Annotated in this window: 12 protein-coding genes; 6 read left to right on the top strand and 6 right to left on the bottom strand. The window is 66.6% G+C overall.

What is annotated here, in order from left to right:
* Positions 1 to 7: 7 nt before the first annotated feature.
* The 6 genes from ACS13N_RS01275 to hrcA all read right to left on the bottom strand — a co-directional run bounded on the left by ACS13N_RS01275 (position 8) and on the right by hrcA (position 7591).
* Positions 8 to 1255 carry a hypothetical protein gene (locus tag ACS13N_RS01275; protein ID WP_438929992.1) on the bottom strand — a complete coding sequence of 416 codons (1248 nt, stop codon included), beginning with the start codon at positions 1253 to 1255 and terminating at the stop codon, positions 8 to 10.
* The gene (locus ACS13N_RS01270) at positions 1252 to 3597 is read right to left on the bottom strand and encodes a hypothetical protein (protein ID WP_438929991.1); all 2346 of its coding nucleotides are present in this window, start codon (positions 3595 to 3597) and stop codon (positions 1252 to 1254) included. The genes ACS13N_RS01275 and ACS13N_RS01270 overlap by 4 nt, the downstream gene beginning before the upstream one ends.
* Before the next feature lie 106 nt (positions 3598 to 3703).
* Positions 3704 to 4573, bottom strand: coding sequence for an ABC transporter permease subunit (locus ACS13N_RS01265; RefSeq protein WP_438929990.1), 870 nt, complete (start codon positions 4571 to 4573; stop codon positions 3704 to 3706).
* Entirely contained in the window at positions 4570 to 5361 is a 792-nt protein-coding gene (locus ACS13N_RS01260) for a taurine ABC transporter ATP-binding protein (protein WP_438929989.1), read from the bottom strand. Before ACS13N_RS01260 ends, ACS13N_RS01265 begins: the two co-directional genes overlap by 4 nt.
* Entirely contained in the window at positions 5358 to 6419 is a 1062-nt protein-coding gene (tauA, locus tag ACS13N_RS01255) for a taurine ABC transporter substrate-binding protein (protein ID WP_438929988.1), read from the bottom strand. The genes ACS13N_RS01260 and tauA overlap by 4 nt, the downstream gene beginning before the upstream one ends.
* Positions 6420 to 6532: 113 nt before the next feature.
* Complete coding sequence (hrcA, locus tag ACS13N_RS01250) at positions 6533 to 7591, bottom strand: heat-inducible transcriptional repressor HrcA (RefSeq protein WP_438929987.1); 1059 nt, start codon at positions 7589 to 7591, stop codon at positions 6533 to 6535.
* A gap of 110 nt (positions 7592 to 7701) precedes the next feature.
* On the opposite strand from hrcA, the gene ACS13N_RS01245 reads away from it, so the two are divergent.
* The 6 genes from ACS13N_RS01245 to ACS13N_RS01220 all read left to right on the top strand — a co-directional run bounded on the left by ACS13N_RS01245 (position 7702) and on the right by ACS13N_RS01220 (position 17257).
* On the top strand, positions 7702 to 8640 hold the full coding sequence (locus tag ACS13N_RS01245) for an NAD kinase (protein ID WP_438929986.1): 939 nt from the start codon (positions 7702 to 7704) through the stop codon (positions 8638 to 8640).
* Positions 8641 to 8662: 22 nt separating this feature from the next.
* On the top strand, positions 8663 to 10369 hold the full coding sequence (recN, locus tag ACS13N_RS01240) for a DNA repair protein RecN (protein ID WP_438929985.1): 1707 nt from the start codon (positions 8663 to 8665) through the stop codon (positions 10367 to 10369).
* Positions 10370 to 10462: 93 nt separating this feature from the next.
* A complete protein-coding gene (locus ACS13N_RS01235; RefSeq protein ID WP_438929984.1) occupies positions 10463 to 10921 on the top strand; it encodes a hypothetical protein in 459 nt (152 codons plus the stop codon).
* Positions 10922 to 11194: 273 nt separating this feature from the next.
* Entirely contained in the window at positions 11195 to 12835 is a 1641-nt protein-coding gene (gene mprA / locus ACS13N_RS01230; RefSeq protein WP_438929983.1) for an MprA protease, GlyGly-CTERM protein-sorting domain-containing form, read from the top strand.
* A 186-nt stretch (positions 12836 to 13021) separates the two neighbouring features.
* Positions 13022 to 15007 carry an MprA protease, GlyGly-CTERM protein-sorting domain-containing form gene (gene mprA / locus ACS13N_RS01225; RefSeq protein WP_438929982.1) on the top strand — a complete coding sequence of 662 codons (1986 nt, stop codon included), beginning with the start codon at positions 13022 to 13024 and terminating at the stop codon, positions 15005 to 15007.
* 225 nt (positions 15008 to 15232) lie between these two features.
* Complete coding sequence (locus ACS13N_RS01220; protein ID WP_438929981.1) at positions 15233 to 17257, top strand: S8 family serine peptidase; 2025 nt, start codon at positions 15233 to 15235, stop codon at positions 17255 to 17257.
* Positions 17258 to 17294 lie beyond the last annotated feature (37 nt).

Below are 17294 nucleotides of genomic sequence, written 5' to 3'. Positions count from 1 at the left end.
TACTCGCTTATCCGTGGCGTGCGCCAGCTTGCGTGGCCAGCGCTTCCGCTTCCCGTGCGGACATGTCGGGCCACGGCACGTCTTCCGTCACGAAACCCGCGTCGGGACTGTCGGGACTGGGCGATCGCATGCCCGCCCCCCGCTTGGCGCGCGCCTGGCGCGTGGCGTAGGCAACAGACGCCGCACGCGGCGGGTGCTCGGCAAGCAACGCCGGTTGGCGTGCCGCAATCAGCCACTCCACCATGGGCGTCGGCGCGCGCAGGCGCGGGAACAACTGCGGATGGTGCGCCACCAGTTGCGTCTGCGTGGCAGCATCGGTCACATCCTCAATCCGCTGCCAGCCGACAGGCGTGCGCACCAGGCCGATGGCAATGCAGTCTGCCGGCGTGTCACCACCGGGTGCCAACGCGTTGAGGCAGGCCAGCACATCGCCGACATAGCGGTCGATTGGCGGGCGGTTCTGCTTGCCCTTGACCTGCTCGACCGTCAGCGCGCCATCCGCCCCGACGATCAGGCTGATGGTGATGTGCGGTTGCCCGCCGGCATCACGAAAGCTCAGCAGGCGCAGGCGTTGATGTTCGATGGCTTCGGCATAGCGCTCGCCGTAGCCACCGGACAGTGCGCGGCGATCGGCGAACTGGCCGAGGCAATGGCGCATGACATAGCTCTCGAAGGCCATCTCGGCACGCAGCAAGGTGCTGTCATGCCGGAACTCGACAAAGCTGCCGTTGGGGGTGGTCAGCAGCGCGAGCAATGCATCGGGCTGGCTCTCGCGCCAGCCGCGTTCGATGCGCGCGGCCATCTCGGCGTGCTCGCGCTCCCATTGCGCCAGGGCCTGCGGGCAGTTGACGCGGTCGAGCTTGCCCTCCAGCGCCGTGCCCCGGCGCGAGGTCAGGAACTCCAGCAGCTTCTGCTCCAGCGCCAGCAATTGAGGTTCGACGGGGTCGATCCACACCACCGGTGCAAGCGCGGCGGCGTCGGCACCGGGGGCGGCTTTGGTAGCGGTAAAGCGTGCCGCCACCCATTCGGGCAGCGTGGCGGCGCCCAGCGCCTTGCGCGCTTCGTCCAGCGAGGCAATCGGGCGCGCCGGCTCGAAGTTGGCCACCAGGTGGCGATAGAAATGATTCAGCAGCCAGGCACGTACCGGCGCGGCATCACCGCGCGCTTCGCTGCGCGCGGCAATGCCCGCCTTCAGCCGATCGGCGTTGAGTGCGTTGCGCGGGGCGTAGCCGGTCGTCCGGGCGGTGCGACTCATTTCCAGATTTGCCACCACGACTTGCCGGTCGCGGCGCCATTGCCGCCGCGCTTGTACGAGGCCTGGCGCGTCTTCATGGCCTCGTAGTCCTGGCGGGAGGAGGCATCGTCGCGCGGGTTGCAGTCCATCGAGCGCTGGCACAGGGCAGCGGCTTCATCAAAGCGCTCCAGCACACCCATGACTTCGGCGGCCTTGGCCAATGCCCAGTAGTCGTCGCAGGCACGCACCTGCGGCTCCAGCCGGTTCCAGTAGGTCGTTGCCTCTTCCTCCAGGGCCTGCCCCATGTAGAGCAGCACGCGCAGGCGCCCGCCCAGCGCACCGGATGTCAGGGCGTCTTCCTTCTCGCCGTTCTCCTGCTGCCAGTGCACCAGTCGCTCCAGCCAGATCGAGATTTCGTGCGGTCGTTCCAGCGTCAGCAGGGCACGTGCCACGTCGCCCACGTAGTCATTCGGTTCGTGCCGGCTGTAGCCGTAGTCGGCTGAGAAATTCCAGAGCGCCTCGGCGGCATCCAACACGCCGGCATGGTCTTCCTGCTCGATACGGGAGCGCAGGATGCCGTCGTAGTGCTCAGCAAACGGGCTGGCAGCGATACCGCGTCGATGCAGTTCGACGGCGTCGTCGTACCGGCTTTCGTAGTAGCGATACTGAATCGCGAGGTTGTTGCAGAGCATCGAGTACAGGTGCGCGCACGCATCGTACGGATGCCCGGTCCCGGTCGCGAAGTAGTGCTCCATGCGAGCCTGCGCCTGCTCGTAGACCGAGCACAGCAGCTTGCGGTACAGCGTCCGCGCCTCGTCCTGCTGATTGGCCGGCAGGTCGTCAAGTTGCTCTTCGTATTCGTTGTCGATGGTCACGGCAAAGGCGTAGCCCCACAGGCCGCTGGGCACCGCCGGCGCCGGCAGCCGGAGCGTTTCCAGCAACCCCAGCGAGCGGGCGCGCGCATGGAAGAGGGAGTACGCCGTGCGGTTGTCCTCCATCTCGGTCTCATGCGTAGCGGCCAGCAGCTGGGCCGCTTCGGTGGTCGGGTCGATGCGCCCAGCCATGCCGTTGCGCACCGCCATCAGGCGCGTGGTCCACGGGTGCTTGGGGGCGCGGGCTTCGGCCAGCGCGTGGGCCGCAACCACGACCTCGGGCAACGCGTCTTCCGCATCTTTGCCAGCCAGCGCGGCAAACAGCGCGCGGTGCACGTCGGAGCGTTCGTGCAGCGCCGGGCCGCGCCCTTGCGCCAGTTGCACGAAGCGCTCGAAGGTCTCGTCCAGATGACAGGCACGCAAGATGCACAGCGCCCACCAGACCGAGGTGTCTGCCGGATCAGCCAGGCGCGCGCTCACGATGGGCGGCAGGCCTTCCCACATGCCGGTTTCCACCTGGTAGATGTGGAAGAAAGCACGCTGTCCGGCCTCGTCAAAGCGGCCGGCCTCGATCAGCCATTCGAGTTCGTATTCGATAAAGTCGTCGCTGCCGTCGGACGACAGGCTGTAGCGCGCGGCGGCACAGGCCTGCAGCGCGCCGGCCAGATCGCCTTGCTTGCACTTGGCACGCGCACCCAGGCGGGCCAGGCGAACCTCCGCCTCACGGCGGCGCGGCAGTGACCAGTCGGCGGTGAGCGCGGTCACCGGTTGCACGAAGGCGGCCAGGTGGTCCGGCACGATCTCGATCAGCGCATCGCCCAGCCGCAGCCAATCGTTTTCGTCGACGTCCTGATCCGGGGCGGCGGTCTGCAGCGCGGCGATGCTGGCTTCGGCCGCGGCGCGTGCCTCGGCAGGCTGCTCGCTCCGGGAATACGCCCAGGCCCGGCGGCGGTGATGGTCGGCCGTATCCCACGCGCGGAACGCTGCCCGGTCTGGAATGGCCTGATCGATGGCCTCACGCAGTTCGATGGTCGACAGCGCGACCGCAAACGCGGCGTATTCGAGTTGATCGAACACGCGCAATTGGCGATACGCATCGGCGTCCAGATCGGGCCGCTCGCGGACGATGGTGTGCATCTCGGCCAGCGCCTGCAGGGCGGCCGCTTCGTCGCGCAGGTAGCTGGCCATTTGCAGGCGGTACAACGCGAGCTGCATCTGCACGCCGGTCTGGGCGTCTGCGGGCGCGGCGGCCAGTACGGCGGCACCATCGCCGTCGACCACCGCGCGCGCCGCAGGCGTATCGCCCGCACGCATCCACAGCGTGTGCAGGCGGTCGATCGCGTCGAGCGTGTCAGCCCGCAAGGGCTTGGCGCGCAGGCGCGCCAGCAGGTCGGCCGCTTCGCTGGAATCGCTTTCTTCCAGGTCGGCTTCCAGGCGGTCGAGCAGTTGTTCAAGTTGCGCGCCACTCAGGGCATCGCGATCGGGCGTCATCTCGTCTTCTCCGGAGGGAACGCCGCGCAGCTTAGCGCCCACCCGGGTGAGACTCAATTAAGGTTTGGTAACACCGCCCGTGCCGAAACGACGCGCAAGCAAGACGTCAGGCACGCCCCTTCCAGGGCACCGCGCGCGCTTCGATGGCGCGCATGGCCAGATCGAACGCCCAGGCAATCGCGCCGATCAGCACGATGCCCATCACCACCAGATCGGTACGCAGAAAGCTCGACGCATTGAGCACCATCTGCCCGAGGCCGACCGTGGCTGCCACCATCTCTGCAGCCACCAGCGTGGTCCAGCCGAAGCCGATGGCGATACGCAAGCCGGTGAGGATTTCCGGCAGTGCCGCCGGCAGGATCACGTGCCGCACGACCTGCGTGAAACTCGCACCCAGCGCATAGGCGGCGTTGATCTGCTCGCGCGTGGCGCTGCGCACGCCGGCGCGCGCGGCCATCGCAATCGGTGCAAAGCACGCGAGGTAGATGACGACGATCTTGGCGCGCTCATCAATACCCAGCCAGATGACCACGAGCGGCAGATACGCCAGCGGCGGCAGCGGGCGGTAGAACTCAATGGGTGGATCGAGCAGCCCGCGAGCAGTGCGCGATACGCCCATCGCCAGGCCGATCGGCACGGCGGTGACAGCCGCCAACGCAAATGCGCCGAACACGCGCAATGCGCTCCAGCCCAGATGGGCGGCCAGCGGCTGACCGCCCTGAATATCACCACGCCAGGCATCGAGGAAGGCGTGGCCGACAGCCTGCGGCGACGGCAAAAACAACGGTGGCACCCAATGGAAGGTCGTGGCCGCCCACCACAGCAGCAGCAACACACCCACCGAAAGCAGGCTCAACCCCAGCGCGCTACCCTCGCCTGGCAATCGGTAGCCGCGCAGCTTGCGTGGCGGCTGAACGGAAGGCGCCGCCGTTTCAACGGGAACGCCTTTGAAGACTGCCGTTTCGATCGCGCTCATGCGGCCAACTCCTCGGGTGCGCGGTGGATCAGCGCCAGCACACGCTCACGCCACGCAATGAATTCCGGCGACGACTTCACGGCCCGTGCATCTGCGCCCGCCAGCGCCTGTCGCGAGAACGGCAAATCGAATGTCTGCACGATCCGCCCCGGCGATGGCGACATCACCACCAGCCGTGTCGCCAGGAACAGTGCCTCTTCCACGTCGTGTGTGATGAAGAACACGGTGGTGCCCGTGCGTTGCCACACATCCAGCACCAGCGTCTGCATAGTCTCGCGCGTGAAGGCGTCGAGCGCACCCATCGGCTCGTCCATCAACAGCACGCGCGGCTCGGTCGCCAGCGCACGGGCAATGCCGACGCGCTGCTGCATGCCGCCTGACAGGGCGTACACGGGCGAGGTGGCATGTGCCTCCAGACCGACCAATCGCAGCAGTTCAAGCGCCCGTGCGTGGCGCGTCTTGCGGTCCAGGCCGCGCAGCTTCAAGCCGAGTGCCACGTTGTCGCGCACGTTCAGCCACGGCATCAAGCCATAGCGCTGAAACACCACGCCACGCTCGGCACTGGGACCTTCCACCTCGCGCCCATCGAGCAGGATGCGCCCCGCCGTTGGCGCGACAAAACCCGCCAGGCAGTTCAGCAGCGTGGTCTTGCCGCAACCCGAGGCGCCGAGCGCAACCACAAACTCGCCCGGCTCGATTGCCAAATCGACACCGCCCAGCGCTTGCGTCGTACGGCCATGCGCGTCGGTGTAGTCGACGCGCAGGCCACGGACATCAATTCGGCTCATCGCGATGCGGTTGCCACGGCCTTGGCGCCACTGGCCACACGCTGCACGAAGCGCGAATCAATGGTCGCGCCGTAGTCCGGCAGCACTGCCTGGATCGTGCCCTGCGTCTTCAGGAACTGCGCGGTCGCCAACAGCGATTGCGCCGCACCCGACTGCGCACCGCCGCCCAGCCAGCGCTTGGAGGCCTGCTCCGCCGCATCCGGGAAGGCATACAGCGCGAGGCTAGCCGGCACATCCGCCGCTGCCGCGCCCGAGGTCTTGGCCACCGCCGCCACCTGCGGCGAGGTCACCGTCCAGGCGGCCTTGTTGTCGCGGTAAGCCGCATCGGCCTTGGCCAGCACCTCGACAAACTTGGCGATGAACTCCGCGTGGTCACGTGCAAACTTGCGGTCTGCCACGAAGCCATCAAAGGTCGACTTGCCGGTAGCGGACGCGATCTTGCCGGAGGTGGTCAGCACCGTACCGTTCTTCTTCACCTTGGCGAGCACAGGGTCCCAGATGAAAGCGGCATCCACGTCGCCCCGATCCCACGCGGCAGACAGCTCCTGCGGACGCAGGTTGACCACCTTCACGTCGCGAGGCTCCAGCCCGGCCTGCTGCAACGCGACCAGCGCGTGGAAGTGCGAGGTCGACACATACGGCACGCCCAGCGTCTTGCCCTTCAGATCGGCCACACGCGACACGCCGCTGCCGTTGCGGGCAACCAGCGCCTCGGCGTCGTTGATGTTGTCGAGAATCCAGAACAACGACAGGTCCACGCCCTGCGACACACCCGCCGCAATCGGGCTCGACCCTGCCTCGCCAATCTGCACCGAACCCGAGGCGATGGCGCGCACCACATCGGCACCGCTGGCGAGCTGGCGATAGGTCACCTTGTAGCCCGTGGCGCGCTCGACCTCGCCGGTAGCCTGGGCGTAGCGCCAGGGCAGCACCATGTCCTGATAGGCGATCACAACTTCGCGGTCAGCCGCGCGTGCAGGAGCGGTGCCGAGCAAGGCGAGCGAAACGGCCGCAGACAACGCAGCAGCCAGCAAACGGGGGAGAGAAAAACCAGCCATGAAGGACTCCGGCAGAAGAAGAACGCGCACATGCGCCGGAGTCGATTGTGTGAGACGACAGAGGAGCCTGTCGTCGAAGAAAATCGGCTGAGCTTATGCAGCCGACCTGTAGATCAATATTGGCTGAGCGTGCTGGACAGCAGCTTGGCGGTGATGTCCACGATGGGGATCACGCGCTCGTAGGCCATGCGCATCGGCCCGATCACGCCGAGCGTGCCGACGATCTTGCCGTCGACCTCGTACGGCGCGGTGATGACGGCCATGTCTTCGTGCGGCACGAGGCTGCTTTCGCCACCGATGAAGATCTGCACGCCCTCGGCGCGGCTCGATACGTCCAGCAGTTGCAGCAGGCCCGTCTTCTGCTCGAACACGGCAAAGAGGCGCCGCAGCTTGTCCATGGACGACGACAGGTCTTCCACCTCCAGCAGCTTGCGCTCGCCAGAGATGACCACCGGGTCTTCTTCCGATGCCGCGCTGCTGCCCGCCTCCACCGCCGCCTGCATCAGCGTGGTCATGTCGGCCTGCAACGCAGACAACTCGCCGCGCAGGCGCTCGCGCACGGCGTCGAAGGTCAGGCCGCCGTAGTGTGCGTTGATGTAGTTGGCCGCCTCCACCAACTGCGACGGGGTGTAGGGCGTATCGGTATGGATGATGCGGTTCTGCACGTCGCCCTCGGGCGTGACGACGATCAGCAGGATGCGGTTTTCCGACAACCGCAGGAATTCGATCTGCCGGAACGCGTGCGAGCGGCGCGGCGTCATCACCACGCCGGCAAACTGCGACAGGTTGGACAGCGTTTGCGCCGCCGCCGCAATCACCCGCTGCGACGATTCCGACCCGTGCGACGCCAGTTGCGTGCGCACCTGCTCAGCAATCACGCCGGCCATCTGCTGCGCCATGCGGTCTTGCGCGCCGAGCACGTCCAGCGGGCTGGCCGTTAGCATGGTGTCGACGAAGAGGCGGTAGCCGCGCGGCGTCGGAATGCGCCCGGCCGAGGTGTGCGGGCTGGCGATGAAGCCCATCTCCTCCAGGTCAGACATCACATTGCGGATGGTGGCCGGCGACAGATCGAGCCCCGAATACTTCGACAAGGTGCGCGAGCCCACGGGCTGGCCCTCGGCGATGTACCGTTCGATCAGGGTCTTGAGGAGGATGGTGGCGCGCTTGTCCATGGTTCTTCGATTTTACGCAAAATCGGGGCCAATCTACGGGTGACGCTGGCGTTTCTCGCCAAACAACGTCAAACGTAGCGGGGGTCATATCGATATGGTGTAATGCGCGCATGTCGATTCCCCCGTCCGCCGTGGCCCCGAAACCTCCCGCCGTCTCGTCTGCCTCGCCTTTCAAGACCGTCGCACTGGTCGGCCGGTATTCGGCCGCCAACATTGCCGGCCCGCTCATGGAGCTGGCGTCGTGCATTGCTGCGCGCGGACATGACATCGTGTTCGAGCGCGAAACCGCGCTCAATATCGGCGTGCAGGATTACCCTGCCCTGCCGCCCGAAGAAATGGCCCGCCAGGCCGATGTGGCCGTGGTGCTCGGTGGCGATGGCACGCTGCTCGGCATCGGCCGCCACCTGGCCGGCGCCCGCGTGCCGGTGATTGGCGTCAACCACGGGCGGCTCGGCTTCATGACCGACATCCCGTTCGACGACGTGCAGACCGTGCTGACCGACATGTTGTCGGGCCGCTACGAAGCCGAGACCCGCACGCTGCTGCAGGCACAGGTCGTACGCGACGACGAGGTCATCTTCTCCGCCCTGGCCTTCAACGACGTGGTAGTCAACCGCTCGGGTACGTCGGGCATGGTCGAACTGGCCGTGTCGGTCGATGGCTTCTTTATGTACAACCAGCGTTCGGACGGCTTGATCGTGTCCACGCCCACCGGGTCGACGGCGTATGCGCTGTCCGCCGGCGGGCCGATCCTGCATCCGGCGCTCTCGGGGCTAGTGCTGGTGCCCATCGCACCGCATTCGCTGTCGAACCGGCCGATCGTCATTCCGCAGGATGCGGAGGTGGTCATCCAGGTCACCAGCGGGCGCGATGCCAGCGTCAACTTCGACATGCAGTCGCTCACGTCCCTGCTGCCGGGCGACCGCATCGTGGTGCGCCGCTCGGAGCGCACCGTGCAACTGCTGCACCCAGTCGGCTACAACTACTACGCCACGCTGCGCAAGAAGCTGCACTGGCACGAGTACCCGACCGAAGACAACCGGCTGTAACCCAGACACCGTCCCACGCACCATGCTGCGCAGCCTCACCATCCGCGATTTCGTCATCGTCCACGCGCTGGACCTCGACCTGGCCGACGGCTTTACCGTATTCACGGGCGAGACGGGCGCCGGCAAGTCCATCCTGATCGACGCGCTGGCGCTCACGCTGGGCGAACGCGCCGATGCGGCCGTTGTGCGCGAAGGCGCGCCGCGTGCTGACATCACGGCGGAGTTCGACGTGCATCCGCATGTGGCGGCCTGGCTGGAAGCCCACGAGTTGCACGATGACGAGGGCGTCATCCTGCTGCGCCGCACGGTCGATGCCGCCGGCCGCAGCAGGGCGTTCATCAACGGCGCGGCCGTCACGCTGGCGCAACTGCGCGAAGTGGGCGAGCAACTGGTCGACATTCACGGCCAGCATGCGCATCAACTGCTGCTGAAAACGGACGCCCAGCGCAGCCTGCTCGACGCGCATGCTGGCCTGGAAGGCAGCGTGCGCGTGGTCGGCGAGCACTATCGCGAATGGCACGCCGTAGTGCGCCTGCGCGAAGCCGCCGAGCAGCAATCGCGCGAAGCGCAGCTTGAACGCGAACGCATCGAGTGGCAGGTGAACGAGTTGCAGAAACTCGCCCCCCAACCCGGCGAGTGGGAAGACATTCAAGCCGAGCACCATCGCCTGTCGCACGCCGCCAGCCTGATCGAAGGCACGCGCGCGGCGCTCGATGACCTGTCCGAATCGGAAGGCGCCGTGCTCGTACAACTGGGCGCCACGCTCCACACGCTGCGCGAGCTTGCCGAGATCGACCCTGCGCTGGCCGACGTGTTGGCCGCGCTGGAACCGGCCGAAGTGCAGATCCAGGAAGCCGTGCACACGCTTGCGCGCTATGCCGACCGTGCCGAGCTGGACCCGGATCGCCTCGCCGAAGTCGACGCCCGCATGCAGGCGCTGCACACCATGGCGCGCAAATACCGCGTCGCGCCGGAAACGCTGCCCGCCGAGTTGGCTGAGCGCCAAGCGCAACTGGCCGCGCTGCAGGCAGCGTCCGACCTGGATGCGCTGCAGGCACAGGAAGCACAGACCCACGCCGCCTATATGACGGTCGCCCAGGCGCTGTCGCGTGCCCGCGCCAAGGCCGCACATGAGTTGGCCGAGGCCGTGACCGGCGCCATGCAGGGCCTGTCGATGGCCGGCGGGCGCTTCGACATCGCGCTGCATGCACTGGAACACGGCAGTGCGGCAGGGCTGGAGCAAATCGAATTCCTCGTCGCCGGGCATGCAGGCGTATCGCCTCGCCCATTGGCGAAAGTCGCGTCTGGCGGCGAACTGGCGCGGATCAGCCTGGCCATCTCAGTGATTGCCAGCGAAGCGAGCCCAACCCCCACGCTGATCTTCGACGAGGTCGATTCCGGTATCGGCGGTGCCGTGGCCGAAGTGGTGGGCCGGCGCCTGCGCGAGCTGGGCACGCGTCGCCAAGTGTTGTGCGTGACCCACCTGCCGCAGGTGGCCGCACTGGCCAATCACCACATCCAGGTCGCCAAGCAGACGGTGGCCGGCAGCACGCGTTCAGACCTCGTCGTGCTGGACGCCACCAGCCGCGTGGATGAAATCGCCCGCATGCTGGGCGGTGCATCGCTAACCGACACCACACGCCGCCACGCCGACGAGATGCTGGCCGCCGGCCGCGCCCAACCGGCACCGGCGCCTGTCGCACGTAAATCGCGGCGCGTGGCGCAGTGATCGCCTATACCGGAAGCATCGCCGCCATCGCGCGCGCGAACGCTCCGGCGCCGCGCCCAGCCAACACCGTTGAACGCATTCAAGGAGAACCCCATGGCCCAACCGGCTGCCCGCCACCCCATGTCTTCACGCTCGCTACTGTCGTCCGCCAAGCCCGCGCTGGTGGCAGCGCTTGGCCTGTGTCTGCTGACGGCGTGCAAGTCGGTGCCCGCCATTGACCCTGGCCAACCGCCCGCCATGGACCCCGCCTCCGTCAACACCCAGCCGCCGGCTTCGGTGTCGGCCGCGCACGCCCTGGGCGACATCATTGTCGGCCTGAGCACACCGACCGCCTCTTCCACCACTGTGCAAGGCGTGCTCGACACCGCCGGCGCACGCGCAACGCCACGCCTGGCCTTTGCGGTGATGCGACCGATGTCGGGGGGGTTCTGGGTCGTACGCGCCAGCTCGGGCGATGCGGCAGCCACGCTGGATGGTGCAGTGGCGGCCTTGCGTTCCGCCCCTGGTGTCGCTTCAGCCGACCCGGATCGGGTGATGAAGATTCAGCGCTGAACACGACCCGGCGCGATTCAGCGTCGCGCACATCAGGCCTCCACACTGTGAAAAACGCATGGGCCCGATTCTGGGCCCATCGTGTTTTGTGCTGGTCGCATATCCTGCTACGACCCCAGCACACAGGCGAGCTTTCCCCACCTTAAGCCATCGGGTTTCTGCCATCCCAGGCGGGCAGGTCGCGTGCTACCTTTGGTTATGTGTAACGGAGTGTCAACGATCACCTCCTGACGACGTTTCTCATCACAACAAGATGCCATGGAGCGCGCACTGATGACCCCTTCCCCTTTCCGGTTGAAGTCTTGGCTCCGCGCAGGCGCGGGCGTTGCCTGTCTCGCCTGGCTGATGGGCGGTTACACAGCCACCGCGGTCGCCGCCACGGCGCGGCCGCAATACACGGGCGACCTGATCATCAAATGGCGCGACGACACCAGCGGCACACGCAAGACACTGTCCGCCGCTGAATCCAGCAACCGGCTGCTGTCGGTCGCGCAGACGGCCGGCAGCGCGCTGCAAGTCAAACGCACGTTGGCCACCGATGCGCAGCTCATGCACACGGGCCTGACCGATGCGGCCAGCATTGAAGCCACCGCCGCCAAGATCGCGCAGGACGCGCGCGTGGCCTATGCGGTGCCGGATCGCATCCTGCGGCCCAACACCATCCCCAACGATCCGTACTTCGCCACGCAGAACAACCTTGCCTCGCCGACACTCGTGCCGGGCGGCATCAACGTGGCTGCGGCATGGAGCATCACGCAGGGCTCGGGCAACATCGTCGTGGCAGTGGTCGACACCGGCTATACCGATCACCCGGACCTGGTCGGCAAGATCCTGCCTGGCTACAACTTCATCTCTGACCCTGCCCGCGCGGGCAACACGTTTGGCCGCGGGACGGACGCACATGACTTGGGCGACGGCGTGACCTCGGCGCAGGTTTCCACCATTTCGGGTTGCACCAGCAGCGACGTCGCCAACAGCAGCTGGCACGGCACAGAGGTCAGCAGCGTGCTGGCGGCCAACACCAATAACACGCTCGACATTGCCGGCGTGGCCTGGAACACCCAGGTCGTGCCGGTGCGCGTGTCGGGCAAGTGCGGTGCACTGCTGTCCGATACGGTGGACGGCATGCTGTGGGCCGGCGGCATCGCCGTATCGGGCGTGCCCACCAATGCCAACCCTGCACGCGTGGTCAACGTGAGCTTGGGCAGCACGGGCGCATGCTCGGCCGCCGAGCAGGATGCGGTGAACCGGCTGGCGTCAATCGGCACCACGGTGGTGGCTGCCTCGGGCAATGAAGCCGCACAAAACGCTGATGCGCCGGCCAACTGCACGGGCGCGATCGCCGTCACGGCACACGTGGACAGCGGTGAAAACGCCAGCTATGCCAACGTTGGTCCGCAGGTTGCGCTGTCGGCGCCGGGCGGCGGCTGTGGCAATTCGCAGGCCACCAGCAGCGGCTGCACGGGCACCACGTCAGTCATCCAGGCCGATTCCAACAACGGTGCGCAGACCCTCGGCAGCTACGTCGTCAAATCCGTGGCGGGCACGAGCTTCTCCACACCGGAAGTGGCCGGCACCATCGCACTGATGCTGAGCGTGCAGCCACTACTGTCGAACGCGCAGATCTTGGCCGGCTTGCAGCAGACAGCCCGCCCGCACCCAAGCGGCACGTACTGCGCCGTCAATACTGGCGTGTGCGGTGCAGGCCTGCTGGATACCGCAGGCGCAGTGGGTTACGCCCAGCGGACGACGCCGGCCGGCATTGGCAGCGGCACGTCGAACTCGGGTTCGGGTAGCTCCGGTGGGTCAAGCAGCGGTGGCAGCGGTGGCGGTGGTGCTGTCCCGCTGGCGGGCGCGGCGGTGTTGCTGGCCCTGGGGCTGGCATGCCGACGCAGGCGCCCGCTGCCACAGTAACCGCGGCTCAATCAAGTCGATCAGGACCGCCTCCCACGTGGAGGCGGTTTTTCTTTGGGCCTTCGCTTCAAACCCGTGCACCAGGCTAGGGTTCTTACCTAACTCGACCCGGACCACCCCATCTCAATCCTTTTAGACAATCCATCCATCAATTCAGCAATTCTTTACAAAAAAGAGGCCGCTCTGATGAAGATGATGGTTCCTGGGGGTGTGGTCCGTGCGCTGATGGCCTTCGGTCTGTTGTCGTGTCACGCTGCGCCGGCACTGGCGGCTGAAAAATCGACCACGTTCAACACGCAGTTGCAGTGGGTCACCCAGTTGATCGTCAAGGAAAAAGCCGGCACGGCGGGCGCGTTGAAGCTGCAATCCACGTCGGCAAACGGCGCCGAAAACCCTGCGGATGCCATCACCGTGCAACGCTGGTCAGCCACGGCGCAGTTGCCGATGACGTACAAGCGCGCGATGTCGGGCGGCGCCCATGTGGTGACCCTGCCCAGAATCCTGACGCTGGACGACGCGCAAACCGTCGCGCAGCGCATGGAAGCCAGCGGCCAGTTTGAGTATGTCTCGCCCGACCGCATCCTGCGGCCGATGGCACTGGCGACCGATCCGCTGTTCAGCCGGCAATGGAACCTGCTGCCCGGCGCGGGCGTGGCTGGCGGTGCCAACGTGACGTCCGCTTGGGATGTCACCACCGGCACGCCAACCGTTGGCATCGGGATTGTCGACACCGGCATCCGCGCGGATCACGCAGACTTTGCGGGCACGACTTTCGGCACGGGCCGCAACTTCGTCAGCAGCAGCGCGATGGCGGGCACCATCGACCCCAAGACCGGCACCGCCATCCCTAGCGGGTTCGTCAACAACGGCGCCAACAACAGTGCCGGCAATAGCGACCCGTCCGACCCAGGCGACTGGATCAGCGCCAGCGATGCCGCCTCCTTCCCCACGCTCTGTGGCAGCCAGAGCAACAGCAGCTGGCACGGCACCTTCGTGGCCGGACAGATTGCGGCGCAACGCAACAACAGCATCGGCATTGCGGGCATCGCACCCGGCGTGCACGTACAGATGGCGCGGGCGCTGGGCAAGTGCGGCGGCGTGACGTCAGACATCATGGATGCGATGACGTGGCTGGCCGGCGGCGCCGTCCCGGGCGTCGTGAACAACCCGACGCCAGCCAAGGTCATCAGCATGAGCCTGGGTGGCCCGGGAACCTGCTCCGCACTGGAACAGCGTCGGATCAATGCAGCTCGTGCGCTGGGCGTCACCATCGTGGTAGCTGCCGGCAATGAGTCGGGGCCCGTGGATGCCCCCGCCAACTGCGCCGGCGCCATCGCCGTCACGGCCCACACGCGGGAGGGTGACAACGCCTGGTACGCCAACGTGGGACCGCAAACTGCCATCAGTGCGCCGGGCGGCGGCAGGGGCACGGTCATCCCGGGCACGGGCAGCACCATCGTGTCGCTCTCCAACAGCGGCGCGACGGCACCCATTGCCTCGCCCAGCGGAGACACGACCACCAACGACATGGGCACGTCGATGGCAACGCCCCATGTGGCTGCCACGGTCGCGCTCATGCTGTCGGTCCAGCCTGCGCTAACGCCCGACAACATCACGGTGATCCTCAAGCAATCGGCTCGCCCCTTCCCGCCCGGCACGTACTGCGCCACGCATGCAGGCAGTTGCGGGGCCGGCATGCTGGACGCTGGCTCAGCCATCGCCCAGGCGCAAGGCACGCCCACCGTGCATGTCGCCCCATCGGCAGCAACCGTGGCGCCCAATGCTTCCGTCACGCTCACCGCGGTGGGCGGCGCCGGTTACGGCAGAACGGCAGGCAACCCAGTCTGGGCACAAACCGGCGGAAACCCCGTCACCCTGACCACCTCCACCCCGGACGCCAACGGCAACAGCACAGCCACCTTCACGCCGACTGCCACAGGCGCCTACAGCTTTAACGTGTCCCTGACCAACAATGCCGACGCTACGGCCACCGATACCGCCAGCGTGACCGTCACAAGCGCCACGCCACCGGGATCTGGCACGGAGACCGGCACGAGCACCGGCAGCACGCCCAATAGCAGCGGCGGTGGCGGAGCCATCCCGCTGACAGGGGCTGCCCTGCTGCTGGCCCTGGGGCTTGCATGCACACGTAAGCGCCTGGCGCTACGTTGATCGCACTCACTGTCCGCCTCCCGCATGGAGGCGGTTTTCGTTTGGGTGCCCCCACCTTCGGGCCGCGTCTTCCCTCATTCCCGTTGCGTGCTGCACCGCCATATCTGCACAGACGGGAGATATTAGGGTTTACACCTAATCGCACGTGAAGCACATCATCTCAATCCTTTTGGACAATGCTGCGACGCATTTTGCGATTCACAACAAAAAAACAGGGCTGCTTCAATGAAATCGATGGTTCCCGGGGGTATCGCCCGTGCGCTGGTGGCGCTTGGGCTGGTGTCGTATCACGCTGTACCGGCGTTGGCGGTGGGCAAGGTCGCCGCACCTGCGCCACAGTTGCAATGGGTGACGCAACTGATCGTGAAGGAGAAGAGCAGCGGGCTGAAGACGCAATCGGTTGCGGCAGGCAGCACGGTTGCTCGCGCAGACGTTGCGACGGTGCAACGTTGGTCGGCGGCCGCCCAACTGCCGGTGACCTACAAGCGCGCCATGTCGGGCGGTGCCCACGTCGTCACGCTGCCCAACGCCATGTCGGTTGCGGAGGCTCAGACGGTTGCCCAGCGTATGGAGGCCAGCGGGCAGTTCGAATACGTCTCGCCCGACCGCATCATGCGTCCGGCTGCCGTGCCCAATGACCCGCAGTTCGCCAGCCAGTGGAACCTGTGGCCGAGCACCGCGGTTGCCAACGGGCCAGCCACCCCGGCCGCCGGCGGGGCCAACGTCACCACCGCGTGGGATTCGACCAGGGGCGCGAGCTCGGTCTACGTGGCCGTCATCGACACGGGCCTGCTGACCAATCATGAGGATCTTGTTGGCGCCAACATCCGCTCAGGCTACGACTTCGTCAGCAACGACGCCCACCACTCCACTCCCGACCCAGCGAGCCACAACACGGTGCCACTGGGCTTTGTGGAGAACGATCCGCTCGACACGCCGGCGGGTCGCGATCCCAATCCGTCAGACCCTGGCGACTGGGTACTTGCTTCGGAAGCCTCCGCCTACCCAACCTATTGCGGCACCGCTTCCAACAGCAGCTGGCACGGCACCTTCGTGACGGGCCAGATCGTCGCACAGCACAACTCGGTCGGCATCGCGGGCATTGCGCCCAACGTGACCATCCAGATGGCACGAGCGCTGGGCAAGTGCGGCGGCACCACGTCCGACATCATGGATGCGCTGGCCTGGGTAACGGGTGAGAGCGGCGTGCCCGGCGCCGGCGGTGCGGCCCTGCCGGTCAATACGCCAATGGCGCAGGTGGTCAACATGAGCTTGGGCGGTGCCGGGGCCTGTTCCAACGCCGAACAGGCAACCATCACTGCAGCACGGGCACGGGGCGCCACGATCGTCGTGGCAACTGGGAACGACGGTGTGCGCAGCATCGGCGCGCCGGCCAACTGCAACGGCGTGATCGCCGTCACTGCACACACCATCGACGGCGACAATGCCACCTACGCCAACGTCGGCACCGGCACGACCCTCAGTGCGCCGGGCGGCGGCTCCGGCTCGGTCATTGCCGGCAGCGGCATCGGGATTCGTTCACTGTCCAATGCCGGCTTGACCACACCGGGCACCGACACCAATACATACAAGAGCAAAGTGGGCACCTCGATGGCCACGCCGCATGTGGCGGGCGTTGCTGCGCTGCTACTGGCCTACAAGCCCACGCTGAGCGTGAACGACATCAAAGCGATCCTGACGCAATCGGCACGCCCCTTCCCGGCGGGAACCTACTGCGCACAGAATGCCGGCGCATGTGGGGCAGGCATGTTGGATGCAGGCGCAGCCATCGCATTGGCGGTCGGCAACCCGACGGTGAGCGTCTCAAGCTCGGCCAGCACCATCGTTGCCAACAACGCCGTAACGCTTACGGCCAACGTTGGCGCAGGCTTCGGCAATACGCTCTCCAGCGTTCAATGGGCGGAAACTTCCGGCCCAAGCACGAACGTCACGGCAGCAGGCCCGGACAGCAACGGCAACTACACCGCCACGTTCACGCCGAGCACCGCTGGCACATACACCTTCAAGGTAACCGCGACCAACAACGTGGGCGGCACGGCAACCAGCTCGACCTCCGTGACAGTCACGGCGGCTGCGACCTCGGGCACCGGCACCACCACGGGCTCGGGTACTGCGCCCAGCAGCGGCGGCGGAGGTGGCGGTGCCCTCCCCCTGTGGCTGGCCAGCCTGCTGCTTGCAGGTGGCGCATTCGGCTTGGGTCGCAACCGTCGCATCTCGCGTCTGCCGTAAACGCAAAACGGACACGCTGGCGCCAAGCCGGCGTGTC

Source organism: Ralstonia sp. 24A2 (assembly GCF_051783885.1).
In the GTDB taxonomy this organism is placed as follows: Bacteria; Pseudomonadota; Gammaproteobacteria; order Burkholderiales; family Burkholderiaceae; genus Ralstonia.
The sequence above is the reverse complement of the archived record's forward strand: the minus strand, read 5'-3'. Positions and strand labels throughout refer to the sequence as shown.